This window comes from Bartonella sp. AU55XJBT, assembly GCF_028618525.1.
This window is the reverse complement of record NZ_JAQITC010000010.1, coordinates 17,829-38,647: the sequence shown is the minus strand read 5'-3', so window position 1 is coordinate 38,647 and position 20,819 is coordinate 17,829. Positions and strand designations below refer to the sequence as shown.

The following is a 20,819-nucleotide window of genomic DNA, read 5'->3' as shown; positions in this document are numbered from 1 at the left end:
CGCGCGGCATTTCAGAAGTTGTGCGCGGCGTTAGCTTTTCTGTCGGAAAAGAAAAAATTGGAATTGTTGGTGAATCTGGGTCTGGAAAATCGATGACTGGACGGGCAATACTAAAGCTGAGTCCAAAATCAGCCATTGTTAAAGCTAAAAAAATGCGCTTTGAGGATGTTGATTTATTGACTGCAAGTGAACCTCAGATGCGAAAAATCCGCGGTAAGCGTATTTCAATGATTTTACAGGACCCCAAATATTCACTTAATCCACTCATACGGATTGGGGAGCAGATTATGGAGGCTTACCGTATTCATTACCGTGTTTCAAAAGTTGAAGCGCGGGAGAGAACCATATCTATGTTAGAATCTGTCCATATTCGTGATCCTGAACATGTGATGCGTCTCTTTCCTCATGAAATATCTGGAGGGATGGGGCAGCGTGTGATGATTGCAATGATGCTCATTCCGAAACCTGATTTAATTATTGCTGATGAACCAACATCTGCTCTTGATATTACGGTTAGACGACAAGTTTTATCCGTATTAGATGAACTTGTGACAAAGTCTGGAACGGGGCTTATTTTCATTAGTCATGATTTGAATATGATTGCCGATTTTTGTGATCGTATTTTGGTGATGTATGCGGGACGTGTGCTAGAAGAGTTGCCTGCTTCTGATTTGTCTCACGCTTGTCATCCTTATACAAAGGCTTTGCTAGCAAGTTTACCACGGCTTGATAATCCTGTTGATGTTTTGGCTGTTCCTGAGCGTGATCCTGATTGGTTGTATAATCCTACGATTGTTAATGGTGTTGAGGAGGTTCCTCATGGCAAATTGTGAGAATATTATTGATGTTTCTAATTTATCTGTAACGTTTGGGCATAGGCACAAGGCTGTAACCGTTGTTAAAAATGTTAATTTTCATATTAAGCGTGGTGAAGCTTACGGTTTGATTGGTGAATCAGGATGTGGAAAATCGACTATTTTGAATACACTGGTTGGGCTTATTCCAGAATATAGTGGAAAATTTCTTTTTGATGGAGAAGAGGTCGCAAAAAAAAGAGACAAGAGTTTTCTGCGTCGTATTCAAATGGTTTTTCAGGATCCTTATGCATCCCTTCATCCAAGAAAAATGGTTCATACGGTTCTTTCTGAATCGCTCAAAATCCATGGCATGGATAATCAAAGAGAAAGGGTAGAGGATGCTTTAGATTCCGTTGGCTTAAATTCTTCGTTTCTTTATCGTTATCCTCATGAATTATCTGGAGGGCAGCGTCAGCGTATTGCGCTTGCTCGTGCTTTAATTATCGAGCCAGAGGTTTTGTTGCTTGATGAGCCAACATCTGCATTGGATGTATCGGTACAGGCTGAAATTTTAAACTTATTGAAATCGTTACGTGCGAGAAAAAAGCTTACTTATTTGATGGTATCCCATGATCTTGCTGTTGTTGCCCATATTTGTGAACGAGTTGGAATTATGCATAAAGGGATTATTCTTGAAGAGCTTAGCAATGATGAATTGCGTAATTTACATGCACAACATGATTATACAAAGGTGTTTTTTGAAGCCAGTATTGAGCCTATTGTTCATAGAGAACAAAGAGCGTGATCGTTTTTTGTTTTGAAGTTTTTGAAGATGTTTGGCGGCATTGTTTAAAGGGAAGGGAGGATAATAGGATTTTTTTTAGTCATGAATTTGCTGGATAGTGTTTGAGCTATAATATTAAAAATCCTATTAGAACCTTGGTTGTAAAATATACAAGTGACTTTAACATAAATTCTTCGTTTGACAGTGTTGCCCTGTTTTTTGTTTATCATTTTATGTTTAGTTGTTCTCTTTTTTAGAGCTTTGGGCATTATTCATTGGAAAATGCTAAGCTTTATTCTTTATAAAAGAAGAGTTTTTTGTAAAAAATTTCCAATGATCAATGATAGTCTTCAAATATTTTGCTGTTTTCTGTTTTAAAAATCACTTAAAAAACAAATCGTCATAAACCAAAAAGGCAGCACAATATGCTGCCTTTTTTTCGTTAAATAGAATAGAATGAATAGGCTATTTTTCTCATTTTGATTTAAAACTGATAGCGTATTCTGCCTGAAAAACTTGCTCCCGATATACCCGTTTTCTGCAGCTTTTGTTGATAACTCACATCACCATGAAGGGAGAGGTTCGTGGACAATTGTGCATTGATGCAACACCGCCTTCAATTGCAGGTCCCATAGGATCAAGTTTATAATCCTTATCAATATGGAGCGCTCGATCATCCCCAAAGGTTTTGATCAAGTTGATTTTTCCATAGAAAGACATAGGATGATTGTTTTCAGTGGCAATGGTTTTGGTCAAACGTCCGCCAATACGGATCATCCATTGATGAGGATTTTGCATGTCAATGGTCAGATTATTAGCATCTAAAATTGTATCAAACATCAAATGTTGATAGGCAAATTGTGCGTGAGGTTCGAATATTATGCCTTCCATTCCGGTGGCAAATTGTTTGCCAACAGTTGTGGAGATTGTGAACATCTTGGCATTTTTCAATTTTGCGGTTTTGCCAACGAGAGCATTGGCGATTTCTCCTTTTAGGATGCCATGGGATAAAGTGTATCAAGATAGAAACCATTGTTATGTTGTAGGGTGCCATAGGCTGTGAGTGACCACTTATCAATGGTGCTCTTCACTGCGTTTTTCATATCCTTTGGAGTGAAAGAAAGCTGTCCGTAGGTTCCGACAAGACTGAAATGTGGTTGTGGTATTATGCCCTTCCAGCGCTGTGAAGTTGACACCTCCTTGAAGAGCGGCATAGCGAAGATCAGCACCATACCCATATTTAAGAGGCCCCCCCCCGCGCGGATGATAATGTTCCTGTGCTTCCATAGGTGTATAAGAAGAAGCCATTCTGTTTTCCTTGTTGTTTTCTCAACACAGATGTTCTGAGATTAGCTAACAATGCGCTTTGCTCAGACATATCGGTCAATCCACTATAAAAGAGAGCATTTGGCATAATCAAATACTTTGTATTTATGGCACGACAGTTTTTACTTTTGAGTTATTATCAAGAAGTACTGGCTGTAAGCGAAAATCCCAAAACTTTTTATTTTCTCCTGAAAGATTTTGTTTACCATTGTTTTTACTATGGTTTGACATTGTTTCATAAGCTTTCAGTATATATTTATAAGGTGAACCACTTATTGTGATATAGCCATTTGCTAGTTTAAAAGAGTTCAGATTTGCTTTTCCAAAAACTTGAATCAGTGAAAAATCGTGCATATTGCTAGGAGTAGAATTATTTTCTTCAATATTGTTCTTTTTTAAATGTCCAGTGACATAAACCAATGTAGTACCTGAAACATCACCATGAATCAGAAGACGATCTGTTTTTTGCTCTGTTATTGGCTTGCTATCATTCCACAAAGTATTGAAAGAAATCTGTGCATTGCCTGTTGCATTATAGACGGCTTTAGTCTCTGGTTTTCCAGAACCTATATGCAATGTGTGGTAATGTCCTTCTATTGGTTCTGCAAAAACAATAGAGCTGTTATTGAGATTAAGAACAGAAACATCAGAACGTGCTCTTTGAGCAATATCGAGCAGCTTGCCATCAGCATCTTTTTCTTGTGTACTGGTTTTCAATGTCCATTTTGTATTGTTTTGCAGATCAAAAACTGTTTTGAAATTTTTTTCAAAGTCTACTCTACCCTTTAAAACAGAATGATCGGCATTGAGTGTAAAGGCAGAATTATTTTTTTTAGCTGAAGCTTTGGTTATCAATAAAACATCAGCATGGATTTCTGAATTTCTGAGATTCACTTTACCAGTTGATTCATTTGCATTCATTCCAGTACCATTTTTGATACGAAGTTTTGTATTGGTCAAATTAACTTCTGCTGTTTTATTGTTGTTAGATTTTTCAAAAGCTATCCCCCTGTTTTCTGCTGTTGCAGAAACATCTCTCACATCAATATGTCCATTATTACTTACAACAAATGCATCTTTTTTCGCAATGACTGTTCCTCCTATCATGGTGATGGTGGATTTTGAGTCTTTTGCATAGAGCCCACTGTTATCAGATGATGTAATTTGAGCATTGTCAGTTAAAGTAATAGTGCTGCCTTTTAGGGCATATATTGCTGCACCTTTTGCGCTAAATGATCCTCCAGAAACGGTTATTTGAGAATCATTATTTGAAACTATGCTATTGTTTGTTTGCTTAACCGTTACATTTTCTAAAGTAATCTTACTTCTTCTTGCAATTATTCCATTGATCAGTAGTGCATTGTCCTTACTATTTAGTATTGTTACATCTTTCAGTTTATTATTGCTCTTATTTTTTAAAAGGTGAACGCCAGCTTCGGAACTCTTAATGGTTCCTCCGATCATTTTGATTGTGCTATCGTTTTGCGCATCAATTCCGATTTTAACATTACTAATTGTTGTATTTCCAAGCAATTCAATCACACTGTTAGAGCCAGAGGCAGCTGCACCAGCAGCTACACCGCTGCCATCATTCGTTGCTTTTAGAGTAACATTTGTGACCGTAATATGGCCACCTCTGTCTGCTTCTAAGGCCGTAGATTTTCCTGTCACGCTTCCTGTTGTCATTGTGATCTTGGATCCAGCACCTTCTGCATAGAGGCCTCCTTCATCATGGGATGTAATTTGAGCATTATCGGTTAAGATGATGCTGCTGCCATTTTGAGCACATATTGTTGCATAGCTTGAATCAAGTGATCCTCCAGAGACTGTTATCTTAGAATGATTATTTGCAATTATGCTGTTGCCTGTTTGAGTCACTTTTACATTTTTTAAAGTAATCCTACTTTCTTTTTCTAGAAATATCCCTTTGCCTGAATTTTTCTCTTTACCGGTCGATATTGTTACATTTTCCAGCTTATTTTCATCGCTTTTACTATTCACAAAGCCAATGCCAGTTGCGGAAGCCATAATGGTTCCTCCAACCATTTTAATTCTGCCACCATTAATTGCCACAAGCCCAACTTCAGTATTTTTAATCGTTGTGTTTCCATACAATTCAATCATACTATCAGAGATAACGGCTGCTGCACCGACCCCATGGCCATTTGTTGTTAGAGAAACATCGGTGACCTTAATGTATCCACCGTTTTCTGCAAGTAATGCTTCTTCTCCGGATACTTTTCCACCCGTCATTGTGATGGTAGAATGTAAACCATTTGTATAGATTCCTTTGCCATTTGATGATGACGTAATTTGGGGAGCGCTTTCTTTACTGTTGATTAAAGTAATTTTGCTGCCGTTTTCAGCATATATCCCTACGTCTTTTCCCTCAAATGATCCTCCAGAGATCATTATTTGAGATTGATTATATGCAACTATGCCGTGTTTTGCTTGTGTAACGGTTACATTTTCTAAAGTGACATTACTTTCTTTGTCAGTAGCTATTCCTGTAATAAGAGTTTTTTTATTTTTACTGCTTGATATTTTCACATTTCTTAGCTCGTTTTTATCACTCTTGCTGTTCGAGAAGTTAGCGCCTATGCGAGAAACTGTAACGATTCCCCCGATCATTTTCAGCGTAGCACCCTCTTTTACTTCAAGACCAAATAAAATGTCAGAAGCAGTTCCTTTAATTGTTGTGCCATCTAGCAATTCAATTGCAGTGTTAGAGCCTTCAGCTATTATAGCGTATGCATCGTTTGAGTGTGTTACTGTTAAATGCTTACCGATGATTTTACTGCCATTTTTTGCATGAAGTGCATCATAGGTATTTCCATGTATTGTTACGGTTTTTCCATCAAAAACTTTAAGAGATTTAGCATGTGCACTCAATTGAACATTAAACAGTATAATTGCTGCTGTTGCCATAGATGACAGAAGGGATTTTTTACACACAAATACTTTCCTTTTGAAGCCCCTAATATTCACTTCCCCGCAGTCTTCAAAAGAAGAATAGAAGATAGATATTGATTTTAATAATGCATAAATTTGATAGTTTATTTTGCTTTTTTTGTCAAAATTAAAGTTTAATTTATTTTTGAATCTGCAATATTTAATTTAGCAAATAATGTATTTTTATTGATAGCGAGATATACTTTGGTATCAATATTTGGTTTATGATTAAAGAAATACAGAAATAGAAAAGACATTAGAAAAGAGCAGTATTTTAAAAGTTGTATATTTTCTAAAAATGGAAGAGCTTCTATCGTTTTAAAGTCAATAAAGAATAATTTTTTTGTGTGTAGTTTGACTTGATGTTTTATACTGGGTGGAAAAAGATGTGATTAAGGTGGAATCTGTGATGACTAATTGTTCTTATCTCCATTTTTCATTAGGTAAGCTATGTATCAAACGAGTCTTTGAAAGCAAAAGTGAGAGAAGGCTTTGAAAGGTCTTTGAAAACCCTGTGAAGATTTTAAAAAAGTCTGTGAAAGCCCAGAAAACCGCCTTTGAAGACCCTTTGAAAAAAATCCGATAAAATGTGAAGCGCATTGCAAAATCAGCCAAAAATAACCAAAAAAGCAAAAAAGATACGCGCCTGTGTTTTTCCTTTTAAAAATGCTGCGCTTTTAGAGGTTGCAGAGAATTTGTTTCGCAATGAATTGTCAGTGATTGACCGTGCGCTTTTTGTGCAGACGTATCGCGAATTGTGGGAAAAGAAGTACGGAGAGATTCAACGTGGTGGTGACCATGGTAATCAATATACAAAGGACAAAGTGGCAAAGGTGCAAGTTGCACCTTTGCCAAAAGATGGTTCTGTAGAGCACAATGAAACTGGGTGTGAAGGGGACAGAAAATCAAAGGTGCAAGTTGCACCTTTGATCGGTGGTGAGACAGATTTTGAGCAATTGGTGCAACTTGCACCTATTGCTCAAATAGAGGGAAAGGATGGCAAAGGGACAGTTTTATCTTTTGCTAAACATGTGGCGGACCGCATTGGTTTTTCTCAAGATGTTGTAAAACGTCTTAACAGCATTGCACGGCATTTACAGCCGGAGTTGCGGTCTGTTTTGCGGGGGACCGCCTTAGCAGATAATCAAGCGCAGTTGTTGAAATTAGCAAAGATGGAGCCGGTTTCGCAACGGCGGGTGGCGATTGCTTTACAACAGGTTGAGGGGGATTTACGGCGGGCTGTTGATTTGGTCAATGGGATTAATACGCCTCCGCAAATTAATGAGCAGGAACGGATTTTTGCTCAATTGTTGAGTGTGTGGCAGAGAGCAGATGCACAGACACGGGCGCGGTTTTATGATTATTTGAACAAACAATCGGGGGAGGGGCAGGCATGAAGACGCGTGGTTCTCATCAACTTGATTTTTTTCAAAAGCCGGTTTTTCCTTGCCGTGAACCCGTTGCGCAGATTGATTTAGTGCGGTTTCGCTCACGCATTAAGCGGGCGATGGCACGCGCTTTAAGAGAATGTCGGGTTGAGCGCAGTGTGATTGCAGAGCGTATGGCGCATTATTTAGGCATTGGTTGTTTGAGTAAGGCGAGTTTGGATGCTTATGTTGCGGAAAGAAAGCAGGTGGATATTTCCCTACCACGGTTTAAGGCATTTGTGCGGGCGACAGAGGCATTTTGGCTCTGGGATGAGGTGGTGAGTGAAGATGGTTTGCTGTTGTTGCAAGGGGATGAAGCGCGTTTGGCAGAAATTGCGCGCCTCCAGCAGGAACAGCGGGAGATTGCTGTGCGCTTGAAAGCCATGCGTGCAACACCAGTGCGCATTAAAAGGGGGCAGCCATGAAAGAATGGTTTAGTATTGCTGAATTGGCTGAAGCGGCTTTGCCAGGATTGCCGAAAACAAAGATCGGTCTCAACAATCTTGCGCTTAAGAAATGGCGTTTGAATACACAATTGTTTCGCCAAACATTAGGCAAAACCAAGCCGGTTTGGGAGTATCACATTTCTTTATTGCCGGAGGGGGCGCAGGCGGCATTGTTGGTGCGGTTTGGAGTGGGTGTTGATGTGAAACAAACGCAAGGGGAGCAAAAGACAAGTATTTGGGTGCGTTATGAGGGGCTTTCAAAGGCGCATAAAAGGCGCTGTGAAGAGCGTTTGAAGGCGCTTTGTTTTTGGGAAGATTTGCTCCATGGCGGTATGGGTGTGCATGATGCGGCAAGTTTGAGTGCGGTGCAATTTGGGGTTAGCCGGATGTCGCTTTTTAATTGGCGGCAGATGGTTGAAGGGTATGAGAGGTGTGATTGGTTGGCAGCGCTGGCGCCTTGTTATGGTGAGGAGACTGTTTCGCAATTTGCGCCGTGTCATGAGGGGGCGTGGGAGGTTTTATGTTCGGATTATTTGCGTTCCTCTCGCCCTGCTTTTTCGGCATGTTATCGGCGGATGGTTTCGGTTGCGCAGGAGAAAGGTTGGGCGCCCATTCCTTCTGAGCGGGCTTTGCGGCGTCGTTTTAAGGCGCAAGTTTCCAAAGCGGTTGTGGTTTTAGCGCGTGAGGGAGAGGAGACGGCAAAGAAGCTTTATCCCGCCCAACGGCGTGATCGCTCGAGCCTGCATGCACTGCAAGCAGTGAATATGGATGGACATAAGCTGGATGTTTTTGTGAATGTTCCTTGGACAGAAAAGCCTGTGCGGCTTTATCTGATTGCCATTCAAGATCTTTATTCGGGCAAGATTTTATCGTGGCGCTTATCAGATGCTGAGACTTGGGAAATCGTGCGTTTGGTGATTGGGGATATGGTGGAGGCTTATGGAATACCAGAGCGTATGACCTTGGATAATGGGCGTGCCTTTACCAGCAAGTGGATTTCTGGAGGTGTGCAAAACCGCTTTCGTTTTAAGATTAAGGCGGATGAACCGCAGGGTCTTTTGACCAGTTTGGGCATTCAATTGCAATGGACCACACCTTATAGCGGACAGTCTAAACCGATTGAGCGGGCATGGCGTGATCTGGCAGAAGCGATTTCTAAACATCCCTTTTGTGCGGGGGCTTATACGGGCAATAAACCGGATGCCAAGCCGGAAGATTATGGCAAGCGTGCGATAGGATTTGAAGAATTCAAAGCCCATGTTGGTGCGCAAATTTGTGCACACAATGCGCAAGCGGGGCGTAAGGCGGTTAATTGTGCGGGGCGCAGTTTTGATGAGACCTTTACTGAGAGCTTGCAAGCCGAGGGGACGATAGTTCGGCAAGCGAGCGCAGCACAGAGGGCTTTATGGCTTTTAACCTCTGAGGCATTGCGTGCGCAAAAGGGGACGGGCGAGATCCATTTTTATGGCAATCGTTATTGGGCGCGGGCGTTGAATGAGCATGCGGGGAAGAAGGTTATTGTACGCTTTGATCCGGATAATTTGCATCAAGATTTACGGGTTTATGATTTGAACAATCGGTTGCTTTGTTTGGCACCATGCCTTTGTGATGTAGGTTTTTATGACCAGCATGCGGCGCGCTTGAATGGGCGTTTGCGTAAAGAATATGTGAAGGCTGTTAAAGCAGAAAAACAGCTAGCAGCAAAGCTTGCGCCTGATCACTTGGCCGATGTTTATGGGCGCTTTGAGAAAAAGGATGAAGCGTTGAAATCCAAGGCTCCGATAAAGCCGAAGGTGAGCCGCTTGATGCCAAACCATGTGGGGAATTTAGCTTTGACAGCAGACGATGATGAGGTTTTGGGGGAGGAAGAATTTAGCACGCACTTGCATAAAGCTTTAAGAAAGTTTTCCGCCTCTGATGAGGGGCGTGAAGTGATTAAGTTTCCTAAACGATAGGAAAGGAAAGAGGGGGGATTTGCAAGAATTCTCAAAAGGAAGCTGGTTTTGTATCGCGTACCAGCTTGAAGCGTTAACAAAGAAAGGGGGGGGAGAAGTCTTAATCCTTTAAAAGTTTTAATCAATACAATTAAATTTTTAGGCAAATCTTCAGATGCCTTTATCTGACTAGGTGAGGAACATGGAGTGATTCAACTTTCCCAAAAGACGAAGGAGAAGGGGATTTTATAAGGTTAGCCGTTTTAGTATCGCGTACGGCTTTAAATGTTCATTGAAGACCAAAGATAAGGGGCTGGTTGGAGCCCTTCCCCTTATCAGTAGTCTAAAATCAATACGAAAGGGGAATATACATGAAAAACGCGATAAATGCAACGGTCGATAAAAATCCTTGGGCGCGACCTAAAATCCAGCCTAATGGAACAGCACAAAACCGCAACAGTGATGATATTGCTTTATGGGATGCGCTTGTGGATTCAGTGCGCGCTTTAGGACGGACGAATGGCTGGACTAAAGCAGAAGTGGCGCGGCGCATAGGTATGCCGGATGGCACCTTTTCGCAGTGGTATGCGGGTAGTTATGCGGGGCAATTGGGCAAGCAAAATGCCAAAGTGCAACAATGGGTTGAAGCGTTAAAAGAAACGGCAGGGCTTTTGGAGATGATCCCAGAAAAGCCTGCGTTTCAAAAGAACCGTATAGCTTGTGAAATCATTGACACGCTAACACTGGCACAAAGTACGGGGGATATGGTGATGATTACGCTTGATGCGGGTAGTGGCAAGACGGAAACCTGCCGCTATTACCGCTCTACCCGCCCGCATGTTTATCTGGTGACAGCCAGCCCGCATACGCGCAGTGTTCATGGTATTTTGAATGATATGGCAGCAGAATTGGAAGTGGTGGAATATAATCCCACCCGCTTAACGCGTGCCATTGGCAAGAGATTAGAGCGTGTGGGGGGTGGAACATTGTTGATCGTTGATGAGGCGCAAAATTTAACGGATGAGGCGATTAATCAGTTGCGTCACTTTGTTGATATCAATGGTACGGGGCTCGCTTTGGTTGGGAATGATGAGATCTCGGGGCGGTTGGTTCACCGTCAAAATGGTCCCTCTTATGCGCAAATTAAAAGCCGATTGGCAATGCATCTGAAGCGCCGCAAACCCTATAGTGAGGATATTGCAGCGCGTATTCATGATTGGGGAATTGAAGATGTTGGGGCGATAAAGTTTTTGACAGGGATAGGCTTAAAGGCTGGAGCTTTGCGGCAAATTGATAAAACCATGATGTTGGCACGTATGGCAGCGCTTGGAGATGGGTGTGAGGTGACCCTGAAACATGTCAAAGCGGCATGGAAAAACCGTGACGTGGAGGAATTGGCATGATCCCTTTATGCGACAAAGAATTATCCGATACGCTTGTTGGTCTTTATGACGATTATCAATGTGGTTTTGATATTGGAGAAAAGCTTAAATTGTGTGTTGATTTGGCGTTATTGCTTGAATTGGAATTGAGTGTTCACCGTTTGGGGGAAGCGGATGCGGTTTTGGAAGCTGAAGTTGCAGAAGTTTTGGCTGAGTGTGAAGGCTCTGATCGAGATGAAGATAAGACCAATCGTGTGATTTATATGGATTTTGGAGGCGGAAAATGATGGAACGGAACCCTTATATGGTGAGCGATTGCTTGGTTGCTTTGCGCTCTGCCTTATTAAAACATGAAGTGAATGGGATTTTTTTGCATGGACAAGATGTTCGAGAATTAAATGAGTATTTGCGCCGCCTAGCGGGCTATAACCACATTTTAGGTCATGAGCTTATGCGGTGTCGTTGGCAATTGAAAGCGGGATGTGCGCCTTCTTCAGGGGATGTTGTGCCGTTTCGTCGTTTTCAAAAAACATAAGGAGGAAGTTGGTGATGAATCCACAAATTGAACTTGAAGGCACACGTTATATGAAGGATGCAAAAGGGGCTTTGGTGCCGGTAAGCCTGATCCGCCCTGCGGATTTATTAGAGGATGAAACGGTGCGCAAAATTATGGGTTTTGCGAAAGAGTTATCGGCAAGGATTGCACGTTTTAACAACCATACGATTGCGGATTTGAGTGATTTTGATAGTTTGCTTGCGCAAGAATATGGTGTAGAGCGGCGTGGCAAAAAGGGCAATTGTACTTACACAAGCTTTGATGGTTTGCAACGCATTAAGGTGCAAGTACAGGAAAGTGTTGATTTTGGACCGCAATTGCAAATTGCCAAAAGCCTTCTTGATGAGTGTTTGAATGAATGGTCTGCGGATGCGCGCCCTGAAATCCGTGCGATTATTACGCGTGCTTTTAATACGGATAAGGAAGGCAAGGTGAATCGGGGCGAAATTTTTATGCTGTTGCGCTTGGATATCAGTGATCCCCGCTGGAGAGAAGCAATGCGGGCAATCCGTGAAGCTATTCGTGTGACGACCTCTAAGGAATATGTGCGTTTTTATGAACGAGACACATTAGAAAGCTCTTGGCGTGCGGTGACCCTTGATATGGCGAAGACGTGAGGGAAACCATGTCTTTAGCGGCTATTCATATGGGAAGGCGTGCTTTAGCGCTTGATGATGAAACCTATCGGGCGATGCTTTATCGCCTGACAGGCAAGTACTCGGCAAAAGATTTGAGTGTTTTAGAAAGGCGTTTAGTCGTCGATGAGATGCGCGCGTGTGGTTTTCAACCAAAAGCTAAGCTTTTAGAGGGCAAATATGCCAAAAAGCTTCAAGCTTTATGGATTGCAGGGTGGAATCTTGGCATCATTCGTGATCGTTCAGATCAAGCCTTGGTGCGTTTTGTCAAAAGACAGACAGGGATTGATCATATTCGCTTTTTACGCGATAGCGATGATGCGTGTAGAGCTATTGAGGCGTTGAAAGGTTGGTTGCAACGTGAGGGTGGGGTTGACTGGAAAGGGAAAAAGCTTCAAGATTCATGGCAGAAAATGCCAGGATATTTGATTTTGTGTGCCCAATGGAAGCGTTTAAATCCCGATGCTGTGTTTGATATGGAATCTTTTCATCAAAGTGTTATGGCGTTAAGTGGTAAAGCTTTGGGCGAGATGGATGGGGGCGATTTTAGAGAAGTGATGAATGTTTGGGGGCGGAAAATCCGAAAAGGTGTTAAAAGCGAGGGGTAAGCATGCATGCAAGAGGAAATCTATAGCGATTTTCCTGCCTTATTGCGTGAAATAGCTGATGTTGCGGGCAGTGAAGCGGCATGGAATATGATGCGTGCTTTTGGCGGACGAGAAGTTTATATACCGGGGCGTCTTGAGAATGCGGATTGGTTGATTGAAATTGTTGGGTTTGAAGAGGCCGAGCTACTCATCAACCATTTTTGTTTTAATGGTTCTGGTGTGCGCCTTCTTATCCCCCTTGGTAGAGATGCTGAACGGCGGCAAAAAATGATGCAAGCGCTGCAAAAGGGCTGGTCGGTAGATGCTGCTGCAGCTGTTTCTGGTATGCATGTGCGTACAGCCTATCGCTTGAAGAAGAGAATTTCTTCAAAAGAGCCACAAGGTTTATTATTTCCAGAGTTTTATGAGTATTGAGAGTTTTGACTGACAGTGTCAGGCTTATCTTGGGGGAGTGAGACCCGATAAACTGCGAATGGATTTTTATTCATTGAGTGGTTTGTTATGATTTCAATAGATGCCTCTTTTCTTCATCGCCTTGCGCCTAAACTGACGCATCATGCGCGCCAAGATTTTATTATTGTTGAAATGGCACGGGTTCTGCCTGAAGCTTTGTCTTATGGGGCGATCACGACACATTTACGTGTTGCGCATTTTTTAAGCCAATGTGCCCATGAGAGTGATGGGTTTTTTACTGTTTGTGAATATGCCTCTGGGCATGCTTATGAGGGACGCAAAGATTTAGGCAATGTTAAGCCAGGGGATGGTGTGCATTTTAAGGGGCGTGGTTTGATCCAATTAACGGGGCGGAATAATTATCGTCGTTTTACGAATTTTTGGCGCTTAGTCGATGAACAAGCGGTTGATTGTGAAGCATTTCCAGAAGTGGTGGAAAGATTTCCAGCAGCGCTTTGGTCTGCCATTTGGTTTTGGCAGATGAAAGGTTTGAATAGGTTTGCTGACCAAGATGATGTCGTGAGGATTACTAAGGCGATTAATGGGGGCAAGAATGGACTTGTGCAACGTTTGACGTATCTTAATCGCGCTAAAAAGCTTTTGGGGCTGTCATGCGAGGTGAAGGCATGAAACCGTCTTATCGTGGTTCTCGACGTTATTTATGGTGGTCCTTTTGGTTTGCTTGGGGGGTTATTTTTTTGCTCATTTCTGGTGGCTTGTGGGGGGCACCGCATATTGTTGATATGGCCGGCATTTCTATTCCTTCGATGGTTGCGATTATTGTTGGCAATTTGGGTGTGCACCGCGGTTTTGGTTCTGTGGATTTTTCTAATAGGAAACATTCCCATAAGCGGCATAGCAGCTCCTATGATGGGGTGGAGATAACGGGGTGGGGGGATAAGCGCAATGTTTAATTCTGTTTCAAAACTGTCTTTTGGTTTGTTGTTTTTGGCAAGTGTGATGTTTACGGCTTTTGGCTTTATGAAAGCGCGAGTTTTAAAAGCGGAAAAGGCGCGTGATTTGTATTGGCAGTTGGAGATTGCCAAGGTTTCAGCACGTGCACAGCTTGAAATGGAGCGACAAAGGCAAGCCGCGTTTGAAGCCGAGCATCAAGCGCAAGGGGTGATTTCGGCTTTGGAACAAAAGCTAGTGAAAATGGAGAAGGTCAATGCAGTATTGCCAACTACTGGCTGTGGTATTGGGCTTGAGCGTGTGCGCTTGCTCAACACCCAAGCCAAGGGATAGTTTTGCGTATCAGTTTTTATCGGTTGAATTGCCGCCTGTTGTTCGCATGGCGTGTGCTCGCCCAGCTTTATTGCCAGAGCGTGCTTTGAATGGGCGCGAAGTGGTGCATTATTGGAGCCGTGATCGCGCTGCTTTATTGATCTGCGAACAGCGCAGAAAAGCAGCGGAGAGAGCGCTTTTAGGCAAGAGGGAGGGGGCTTTCAAGTGAATTTAGATATTAGTGTGGCCAATGGTTGGTTGTCTTTGCTTTTATCGGTTATTGCGATTTGTGGGGTTTTGAGAGCCTATTTTTCTTCTGGTGCGCGGGAAATGCTGAAAGACATGACAGTGCTTAAAGAGCGTGTGCAAAAGTTAGAGACGGAGATGGACTTTTTGCCAGATCGTGATGCGCTGCAAAGGTTGGAAGTAAATATGGAACGTTTAGATGGTCGTCTCAATACGCTTTCTGCACAGTTACAAACGGTGGGGGCGATTGGTGAGCGCTTGCAAGAGTTTTTACTGGAGAATGCCAAGAAATGAAAGCAGATATGGATAAAATCATCCGTGAAGAAGCGCGGCTGATTATTTTAAAAGGGCTTGCTTGTGAGCGCAGTGAAACTTTATCGAGTGCGATGATTGAGCGGCTTTTATACAGTTATGGTATCCGGCGCGATCGCGATTTTGTGCATAATGAACTGGCTTTTATGGAAGATCAAGGTGCTGTCACATTAAAACAGGCAGGTTCGGTTTTTCTTGCGGCTTTAACAGAACGGGGAGCGCGTCATTTAGACCGAAGCTTTTCCATTGAGGGGATTAAGCGGCCTAAACGTTCATCAATAAAAGACGAGGTAAAAGATGCGCAAGGTCGGGCGTGGACGTTTAACGGCGATTGATTTATTGCCGCAAGCTTGTGATCAAATCATTGCTGCAGCTGCTGAGGCTTTAAATGGGCGTGAGAAGACACAAATGGCTATTTATAGTGAGTTTAAAGTGGCTTTGAAGGCTTTACAAAAGGAAACGGGTTTAAGCTTTTCTATACCCTCTTTTTCGAGTTTTAATCGTTATTCTTTGCGTTTAGCGGTGATGTCACGGCGTCTAGAACAGACAAGAGAAATTGCAGCAAGCCTTTCAAAACGTTTTGATGCCAAAGCTTCTGATAATATTACTCTGTTGACGGCAGCGGCGATTAAAGAACTGATTTTTTCCACGTTAAGCAGTGGCAAAAACCTTTCACCAAAAGCGGCACAAGAATTGGCCAATGCGCTCAAAGGGGTTTTGGCTGCTGAACATTTGTCGACCACGAGGCGGCAAAAGTTGGAAAAGGATTTTGCCTCCAAAGCAAGCAAAGCGGTTGAGGTGGCAGCAGTCGCAGCGGGGCTCTCTAAAGAGCGCGCGCGGGCTATTCGTGCGCAAGTGTTGGGGGTTAAAAATGACTGAAAGGCTTCCCTTAAAAAGTTATGTCTTTGATCATCAAAGTGGTTTTGATATTTGGCAGGCGAGTACTTTTCCAAAAGAGCAAGATCCTTTAGCGGAAGGGATTTTGATGGCGCATCAACGCGCATGGATTGAAGATAAGTCCCCATTAAAATTGGTTGAAAAGGGGCGGCGGACCGGCATTACTTTTGCGGAAGCTTTGGATGATACCCTTATTGCTGCAGCAACGCGTGAAGCTGGTGGCGATAATGTTTTTTATATTGGAGACACCAAAGAAAAGGGACGTGAATTTATTGGTTATGTGAGCAATTTTGCTTCAGCACTTACCAGAAATAGTGGGGATGTGGAGGAATTTTTATTCTCTGATCAAAGGGGGGATGGGTCAACAAAATATATCTCTGCTTATCGGGTGCGTTTTGCTTCAGGTTTTCGGATTGAGGCGCTTTCGAGCCGCCCTGAAAATATCCGTGGGTTACAAGGTATTGTGGTGATTGACGAGGCGGCGTTTCATCAAGATGTGCGCTCTGTTTTGGATGCGGTTAATGCTTTGTTGATTTGGGGAGGCAAAATCCGTGTGATCTCCACCCATAACGGTGTTTTAAACCCTTTCAATGAATTGATCCGTGAGGCGCGCGCAGGCAAAGTGCCTTTTTCGGTGCATTGTTACCCCTTTGGTGAAGCTGTTAAAAATGGCTTGTTTAAACGGGTTTGTGCCATGAAGGGGAAGGTGTGGAGTTTAGCATCTGAGCAACAATGGGAAAAGCAAATCCGTGCCTCTTATGGGGTGCGTTTGGCTGCTATGCGCCAAGAATTAGATGCGATACCGGCCGATCAAGAAGGGGCGGCTTTAACACGCTTACAGATTGAAAATTGTTGTGCGCCTGATATTGCGGTGTTGCGTTTTGCTTGTGTGGATGATTTTAAAAATCAATCGGATGATCAACGAAGTCAAGCTGCTCTTCATTGGTGTGAGGGGCACCTAAAGCCTCTTCATATTGAGCTTGACCGGCGGCGCCAACATGTTTTTGGCGTTGATTTTGCGCGGAGTGGCGATGCAACGTCGATTGTGGTGATGGAAATTGGGCAAGATTTGGTGCGCCGTGTTCGTTTTATGGTGGAATTGCGCAATACGCCGTTTGACCAACAAAGAGAGATTTTATTTTATGTGGTGAATGGTTTGCCGCGTTTGTTGGGGGGCGCTTTGGATGCACGGGGCAATGGGGCTTATTTAGCCGAAAAAGCGGCGCAGCGTTATGGGGGGCTGGTGCGGGAAGTGCAATTGTCGCAAAGTTGGTATGGCAAAGAAATGCCGGCTTATTTGGAAGCTTTTGGGGATGGGTCCATTGTTTTGCCGCGCGATAGTGACATTGTTGCGGATCATCAAGCGCTTGCTTATGTCAATGGCATTGTGAAAATTCCAGACAATCATCGTTTTAAAGGCAGTGATGGTTTTATGCGCCATGGTGATAGCGCCATTGCTTGTGCTTTGGCTTATTTTGCTAGCCGGCAGACGCCTGAAATTTATGATTATACACCTGTGAGAGAGGCTTATGGTTTTGATGAAAGCTCACTCTTTTCAACGCCTTTTTTTTCAACAATGCGATCAAAGATTTATTGATGGGATAATGAGATGGTAAAACTTTTAGATCAGTGGGGTAGGGCGCTTCATATCAAAGGGTTGGAGAGAGAAGTCGCAAGCCCTACCATTAATGGTGTTCGTGATGTGTGGTCACAAACCATTGTGAGTGGTCTTACCCCTATGCAACTTGCTGATATTTTGCAACAAGCAGCACGGGGTTATCCAGAACAGTTTTTCCAACTTGCCGATGATATGGAAGAGCGTGATTTGCATTATCGTGCTGTGCTTGGCATGCGTAAAAATGCTTTGACAGGTGTGGAGCCTGGGGTGATTGCGGCAAGCAACAGTGCACAGGATAAAAGAATAGCCGATGCGGTGCGCGAAGTGATTAGCGCGCCTACTTTTGTTGATGATTATGTGGCGGATTTGTTAGATGCCTTGGGCAAAGGCTATGCGGTTGTTGAAACCTTGTGGGATAAGAGTGCCAAAGAATGGTGGCCGGTTGCATGGAGGTGGCGTGATCAGCGGTTTTTTCAATTGGATAGGCGAGACGGTTTTCATTTGCGTTTAAAAGAAGAGGGATCTTTGCACGGAAGTGAACTGCCTGCTTATAAATTTTCCATTCACAGACCAAAGTTAAAAAGTGGATTGCCAATCCGCTCTGGGCTTGCCAGACTTGCGGCTTGGGCATTTTTGTTTAAGTCTTATACCTTGAAAGATTGGATGGCTTTCTTAGAAGTTTATGGCATGCCTTTGCGTGTAGGTAAATATGGTGCGAGCTCTTCTGAAGCAGAGCGGCGGGTTCTTATTCAAGCGGTACGTGATTTATCCAGTGATGCGGCCGCCGTTATTCCCAAAGAGATGGAGATTGAGTTTATTGAAGCGGCAGGAGGCAGTGGCAATGCGGTTTTTGCCGCAAAGGCGGAATATTTAGATCGACAGATCTCTAAAGGGGTGTTGGGGCAAACGATGACGACGGATGATGGGGCGTCTTTTTCGCAAGCCCGCATCCATGAAAATGTGCGCCATGATATTGCCAGAGCTGATGCACGGCAATTGGCTTTGACAGCTAATCGTGATTTGATTGTACCGTTTGTTGAGATTAATTTTGGGCGCCAAGAGCGCTACCCCCTTGTCTATTGGCCGATTTCGGAAAATGAAGATATTAAAGCGATTAGTGATGCGCTGGAAAAACTCGTGCCTTTAGGTTTGCGTGTTGGGGCGCAAGAAGTACGCAATAAGATTGGCTTTTCGCAACCAAAAAAGGAAGAAGATGTTTTAAAGTCTCCTGATAATGCGCTTGATGATGAGAGGGGACAAGAGGATGATGCGGGGCAACAAAAAGCTCATGTTTGTGCTGATTGTGGGGGTGCTGTTGATGTTTCTGTGACAAGAGAGGGCAAGGGTGGAAAAAAGCAGGGTGGAAAACATCATGACGAATTGGATCGGCTTTCGAGTGAGGCTTTAAGTGACTGGGAAGAGGATTTAGAACCCCTTTTAGAGCCTTTTAAAAAGCTTGTGAGAGAGGCTAAAAGTTATGAGGATATCCTCAAAGGCTTAGATGAATTGTTGGGCGAGATGGATCATCATGCCTTGGCAGCACGCTTGGCAAAGGTGCAAATGATTGCGCGGGGACTGGGGTATCATGGATGAGGAACTTTTTAAAACAGCACCCAAAGAGGTCACCCGTTATTTTGCCGCCAAAAATATTGTTCCAAGCTTTGATTGGCGGGATATAGCACCAGAAGAGCATGCCTTTTCCTTTACGGTGGCAAAATCAGTAGGCTATGACATTTTAGAGGATTTTAAACAAGCGGTTGGAGACGCTATCAAGCATCAAGTTCCTTTCCAAGAGTTTCAAAAAAATTTGATGCCGATTTTACAGGAAAAGGGCTGGTGGGGGAAAAAGACCAGCATTGACCCGAAAACGGGTGAAAAAAGTGTGGTACAGTTGGGCAGCCCGCGGCGTTTAGAAACGGTCTATTGGGCCAATACCATGAGTGCCCATGCGGCAGGTGAATGGGAACGTACACAAAATAATAAAGAGTTTTTGCCTTATCTGACCTATGCGTTGTCGAGTTCAGAACATAAGCGTTTAGAACATGAAAGTTGGGTGGGTTTTACGGCACCGGTTGATGATCCCATTTGGGATTGGCTTTATCCCCCCAATGGCTGGCGATGTAAATGCAGTGTGCGGCAGGTAAGCCGTTATGAGGCAGACAATTTAGGCTATGAAGAGGGGGCAGCGCCACCCCATGTGGAGGAGCGGGCTTGGCGCAATAAGCGGACGGGGCTTGTTGAAAAGATACCCGTAGGCATTGATCCTGGATGGCATTCTAACCCCGGGAAACATCGCGCGCAAAATTTAAGCAATTTTTTAAGTGATAAAATTTCCCTAATGGGGGACAATCGCAAACGCATTGCTATTGAAGATATTGTGGGCTCACCACTTTTGGAAGCGATGTTTGAAGGACATATGCCGCGTGGATTTATTCCCATTGCACCTATACCACAAAAGGTGCGTGACGCTTTTACAACAGAAAGTTCTCTTATTCGTTTATCTTCAGACAGTGTGAAACATATTTTATTAGAGCATCAAGCACGTGCTCTTCACTTGGAGGATTTTCGTGGTGCCATTCAAACCTTCATAAAGCCCTACGGCGTTATCAGACGCAAAGATGCACAGAGTGTTGTGTTTTTGGGTGAAAGTGGTGGGGCGTGGTGGCGCTTTGTGGTCAAATGGGTAGCAAGCAAACAAGAATGGTGGCTGACCTCCATGCATAAAAAGAGCTTTCGCGAAATTCAACGTTTGTTACATGCTGCTGAAAAGAAGGGCGAGAGGTTGTTATAAAGAGAACAACAGGAAGAAAGTCCTATGATTTTAACGGAAAAGAGGCGAGGAAAATGAGAAGGCGTGGAGGGCGGTCAACTCCTCGCAGGTCCGGTAAAACCGTCCTGGTATAACTGGCTCACGCCTCGCGGGTAATCTAACAGTTTAAACATTCAAAAGCAATCTTTAAAAAAAACGCGTTTTGAGAGAGGCTTTTTGTATGGAGTGATAATTTGTACCTCTCACTTCACAATGGCGCTCTATCGCCTTTGAAGTGCCTTTGAAAACGATTTTATGAGAGGGTTTGGTATTGGGGTTTCTCTTACAGGCTATAAGAGGGAAAAAAAGTGCTTTTTTTAAGAAGTGCTCTTTTGACTGACACTGTCAGGCTTATGAGTTGAAGGGGATTTCGTGCATTGTATTGCCAATGATAATTGTAAAGCAATAGGCAA

20 protein-coding genes and 2 pseudogenes are annotated in these 20,819 nt (G+C 43.4%); 21 read left to right on the top strand and 1 reads right to left on the bottom strand.

Annotated features, from left to right (window positions below; all coding sequences use genetic code 11):
• Positions 1–35: 35 nt before the first annotated feature.
• Positions 36–833, top strand: a pseudogene (locus PVV70_RS06330) (ABC transporter ATP-binding protein); the annotation flags it as partial.
• Positions 820–1,602 (top strand): ABC transporter ATP-binding protein, encoded by a 783-nt coding sequence (locus PVV70_RS06325; RefSeq protein ID WP_273758425.1) that lies wholly within the window; start codon positions 820–822, stop codon positions 1,600–1,602. The pseudogene PVV70_RS06330 and the gene PVV70_RS06325, both read left to right, overlap by 14 nt.
• A gap of 463 nt (positions 1,603–2,065) precedes the next feature.
• On the opposite strand, the pseudogene PVV70_RS09735 reads toward PVV70_RS06325, so the two are convergent.
• A pseudogene (locus PVV70_RS09735) lies at positions 2,066–5,835 on the bottom strand (autotransporter outer membrane beta-barrel domain-containing protein).
• A 641-nt stretch (positions 5,836–6,476) separates the two neighbouring features.
• On the opposite strand from PVV70_RS09735, the gene PVV70_RS06305 reads away from it, so the two are divergent.
• The 19 genes from PVV70_RS06305 to PVV70_RS06215 all read left to right on the top strand — a co-directional run bounded on the left by PVV70_RS06305 (position 6,477) and on the right by PVV70_RS06215 (position 20,388).
• Positions 6,477–7,256, top strand: coding sequence for a chromosome partitioning protein (locus PVV70_RS06305; RefSeq protein WP_273758479.1), 780 nt, complete (start codon positions 6,477–6,479; stop codon positions 7,254–7,256).
• The gene (locus PVV70_RS06300; RefSeq protein ID WP_273758421.1) at positions 7,253–7,711 is read left to right on the top strand and encodes a hypothetical protein; all 459 of its coding nucleotides are present in this window, start codon (positions 7,253–7,255) and stop codon (positions 7,709–7,711) included. The genes PVV70_RS06305 and PVV70_RS06300 overlap by 4 nt, the downstream gene beginning before the upstream one ends.
• A complete protein-coding gene (locus PVV70_RS06295; RefSeq protein WP_273758420.1) occupies positions 7,708–9,687 on the top strand; it encodes a transposase domain-containing protein in 1,980 nt (659 codons plus the stop codon). Before PVV70_RS06300 ends, PVV70_RS06295 begins: the two co-directional genes overlap by 4 nt.
• Positions 9,688–10,037: 350 nt before the next feature.
• Positions 10,038–11,069 carry an AAA family ATPase gene (locus tag PVV70_RS06290; protein ID WP_273758419.1) on the top strand — a complete coding sequence of 344 codons (1,032 nt, stop codon included), beginning with the start codon at positions 10,038–10,040 and terminating at the stop codon, positions 11,067–11,069.
• On the top strand, positions 11,066–11,335 hold the full coding sequence (locus PVV70_RS06285) for a hypothetical protein (protein ID WP_273722794.1): 270 nt from the start codon (positions 11,066–11,068) through the stop codon (positions 11,333–11,335). Before PVV70_RS06290 ends, PVV70_RS06285 begins: the two co-directional genes overlap by 4 nt.
• Positions 11,332–11,583, top strand: a complete 252-nt coding sequence (locus PVV70_RS06280) for a hypothetical protein (RefSeq protein WP_273758418.1) — start codon at positions 11,332–11,334, stop codon at positions 11,581–11,583. Before PVV70_RS06285 ends, PVV70_RS06280 begins: the two co-directional genes overlap by 4 nt.
• 14 nt (positions 11,584–11,597) lie before the next feature.
• Positions 11,598–12,221, top strand: coding sequence for a DUF3164 family protein (locus PVV70_RS06275; RefSeq protein ID WP_273758478.1), 624 nt, complete (start codon positions 11,598–11,600; stop codon positions 12,219–12,221).
• Positions 12,222–12,229: 8 nt separating this feature from the next.
• Positions 12,230–12,847: a regulatory protein GemA gene (locus tag PVV70_RS06270; protein ID WP_275064708.1), complete on the top strand. Its 618-nt coding sequence runs from the start codon at positions 12,230–12,232 to the stop codon at positions 12,845–12,847.
• A gap of 6 nt (positions 12,848–12,853) precedes the next feature.
• Positions 12,854–13,261, top strand: a complete 408-nt coding sequence (locus tag PVV70_RS06265; protein WP_273758416.1) for a helix-turn-helix domain-containing protein — start codon at positions 12,854–12,856, stop codon at positions 13,259–13,261.
• Between the two features lie 87 nt (positions 13,262–13,348).
• Positions 13,349–13,930: a peptidoglycan-binding protein gene (locus PVV70_RS06260; protein WP_273758415.1), complete on the top strand. Its 582-nt coding sequence runs from the start codon at positions 13,349–13,351 to the stop codon at positions 13,928–13,930.
• Positions 13,927–14,214 carry a hypothetical protein gene (locus PVV70_RS06255; protein WP_273758414.1) on the top strand — a complete coding sequence of 96 codons (288 nt, stop codon included), beginning with the start codon at positions 13,927–13,929 and terminating at the stop codon, positions 14,212–14,214. The genes PVV70_RS06260 and PVV70_RS06255 overlap by 4 nt, the downstream gene beginning before the upstream one ends.
• Positions 14,207–14,545: a hypothetical protein gene (locus PVV70_RS06250; protein WP_273758413.1), complete on the top strand. Its 339-nt coding sequence runs from the start codon at positions 14,207–14,209 to the stop codon at positions 14,543–14,545. Before PVV70_RS06255 ends, PVV70_RS06250 begins: the two co-directional genes overlap by 8 nt.
• 46 nt (positions 14,546–14,591) lie before the next feature.
• The gene (locus tag PVV70_RS06245; RefSeq protein ID WP_273758412.1) at positions 14,592–14,753 is read left to right on the top strand and encodes a hypothetical protein; all 162 of its coding nucleotides are present in this window, start codon (positions 14,592–14,594) and stop codon (positions 14,751–14,753) included.
• Positions 14,750–15,064, top strand: a complete 315-nt coding sequence (locus PVV70_RS06240; protein WP_273722809.1) for a DUF2730 family protein — start codon at positions 14,750–14,752, stop codon at positions 15,062–15,064. Before PVV70_RS06245 ends, PVV70_RS06240 begins: the two co-directional genes overlap by 4 nt.
• Entirely contained in the window at positions 15,061–15,417 is a 357-nt protein-coding gene (locus PVV70_RS06235; RefSeq protein ID WP_273757093.1) for a hypothetical protein, read from the top strand. Before PVV70_RS06240 ends, PVV70_RS06235 begins: the two co-directional genes overlap by 4 nt.
• Positions 15,380–15,961 (top strand): phage protein Gp27 family protein, encoded by a 582-nt coding sequence (locus PVV70_RS06230; protein WP_273758411.1) that lies wholly within the window; start codon positions 15,380–15,382, stop codon positions 15,959–15,961. Before PVV70_RS06235 ends, PVV70_RS06230 begins: the two co-directional genes overlap by 38 nt.
• Positions 15,954–17,576 carry a hypothetical protein gene (locus PVV70_RS06225; RefSeq protein ID WP_273758410.1) on the top strand — a complete coding sequence of 541 codons (1,623 nt, stop codon included), beginning with the start codon at positions 15,954–15,956 and terminating at the stop codon, positions 17,574–17,576. Before PVV70_RS06230 ends, PVV70_RS06225 begins: the two co-directional genes overlap by 8 nt.
• A 12-nt stretch (positions 17,577–17,588) precedes the next feature.
• Positions 17,589–19,190 carry a DUF935 domain-containing protein gene (locus PVV70_RS06220; RefSeq protein ID WP_273758409.1) on the top strand — a complete coding sequence of 534 codons (1,602 nt, stop codon included), beginning with the start codon at positions 17,589–17,591 and terminating at the stop codon, positions 19,188–19,190.
• Positions 19,183–20,388: a phage minor head protein gene (locus PVV70_RS06215; protein WP_273758408.1), complete on the top strand. Its 1,206-nt coding sequence runs from the start codon at positions 19,183–19,185 to the stop codon at positions 20,386–20,388. Before PVV70_RS06220 ends, PVV70_RS06215 begins: the two co-directional genes overlap by 8 nt.
• Positions 20,389–20,819 lie beyond the last annotated feature (431 nt).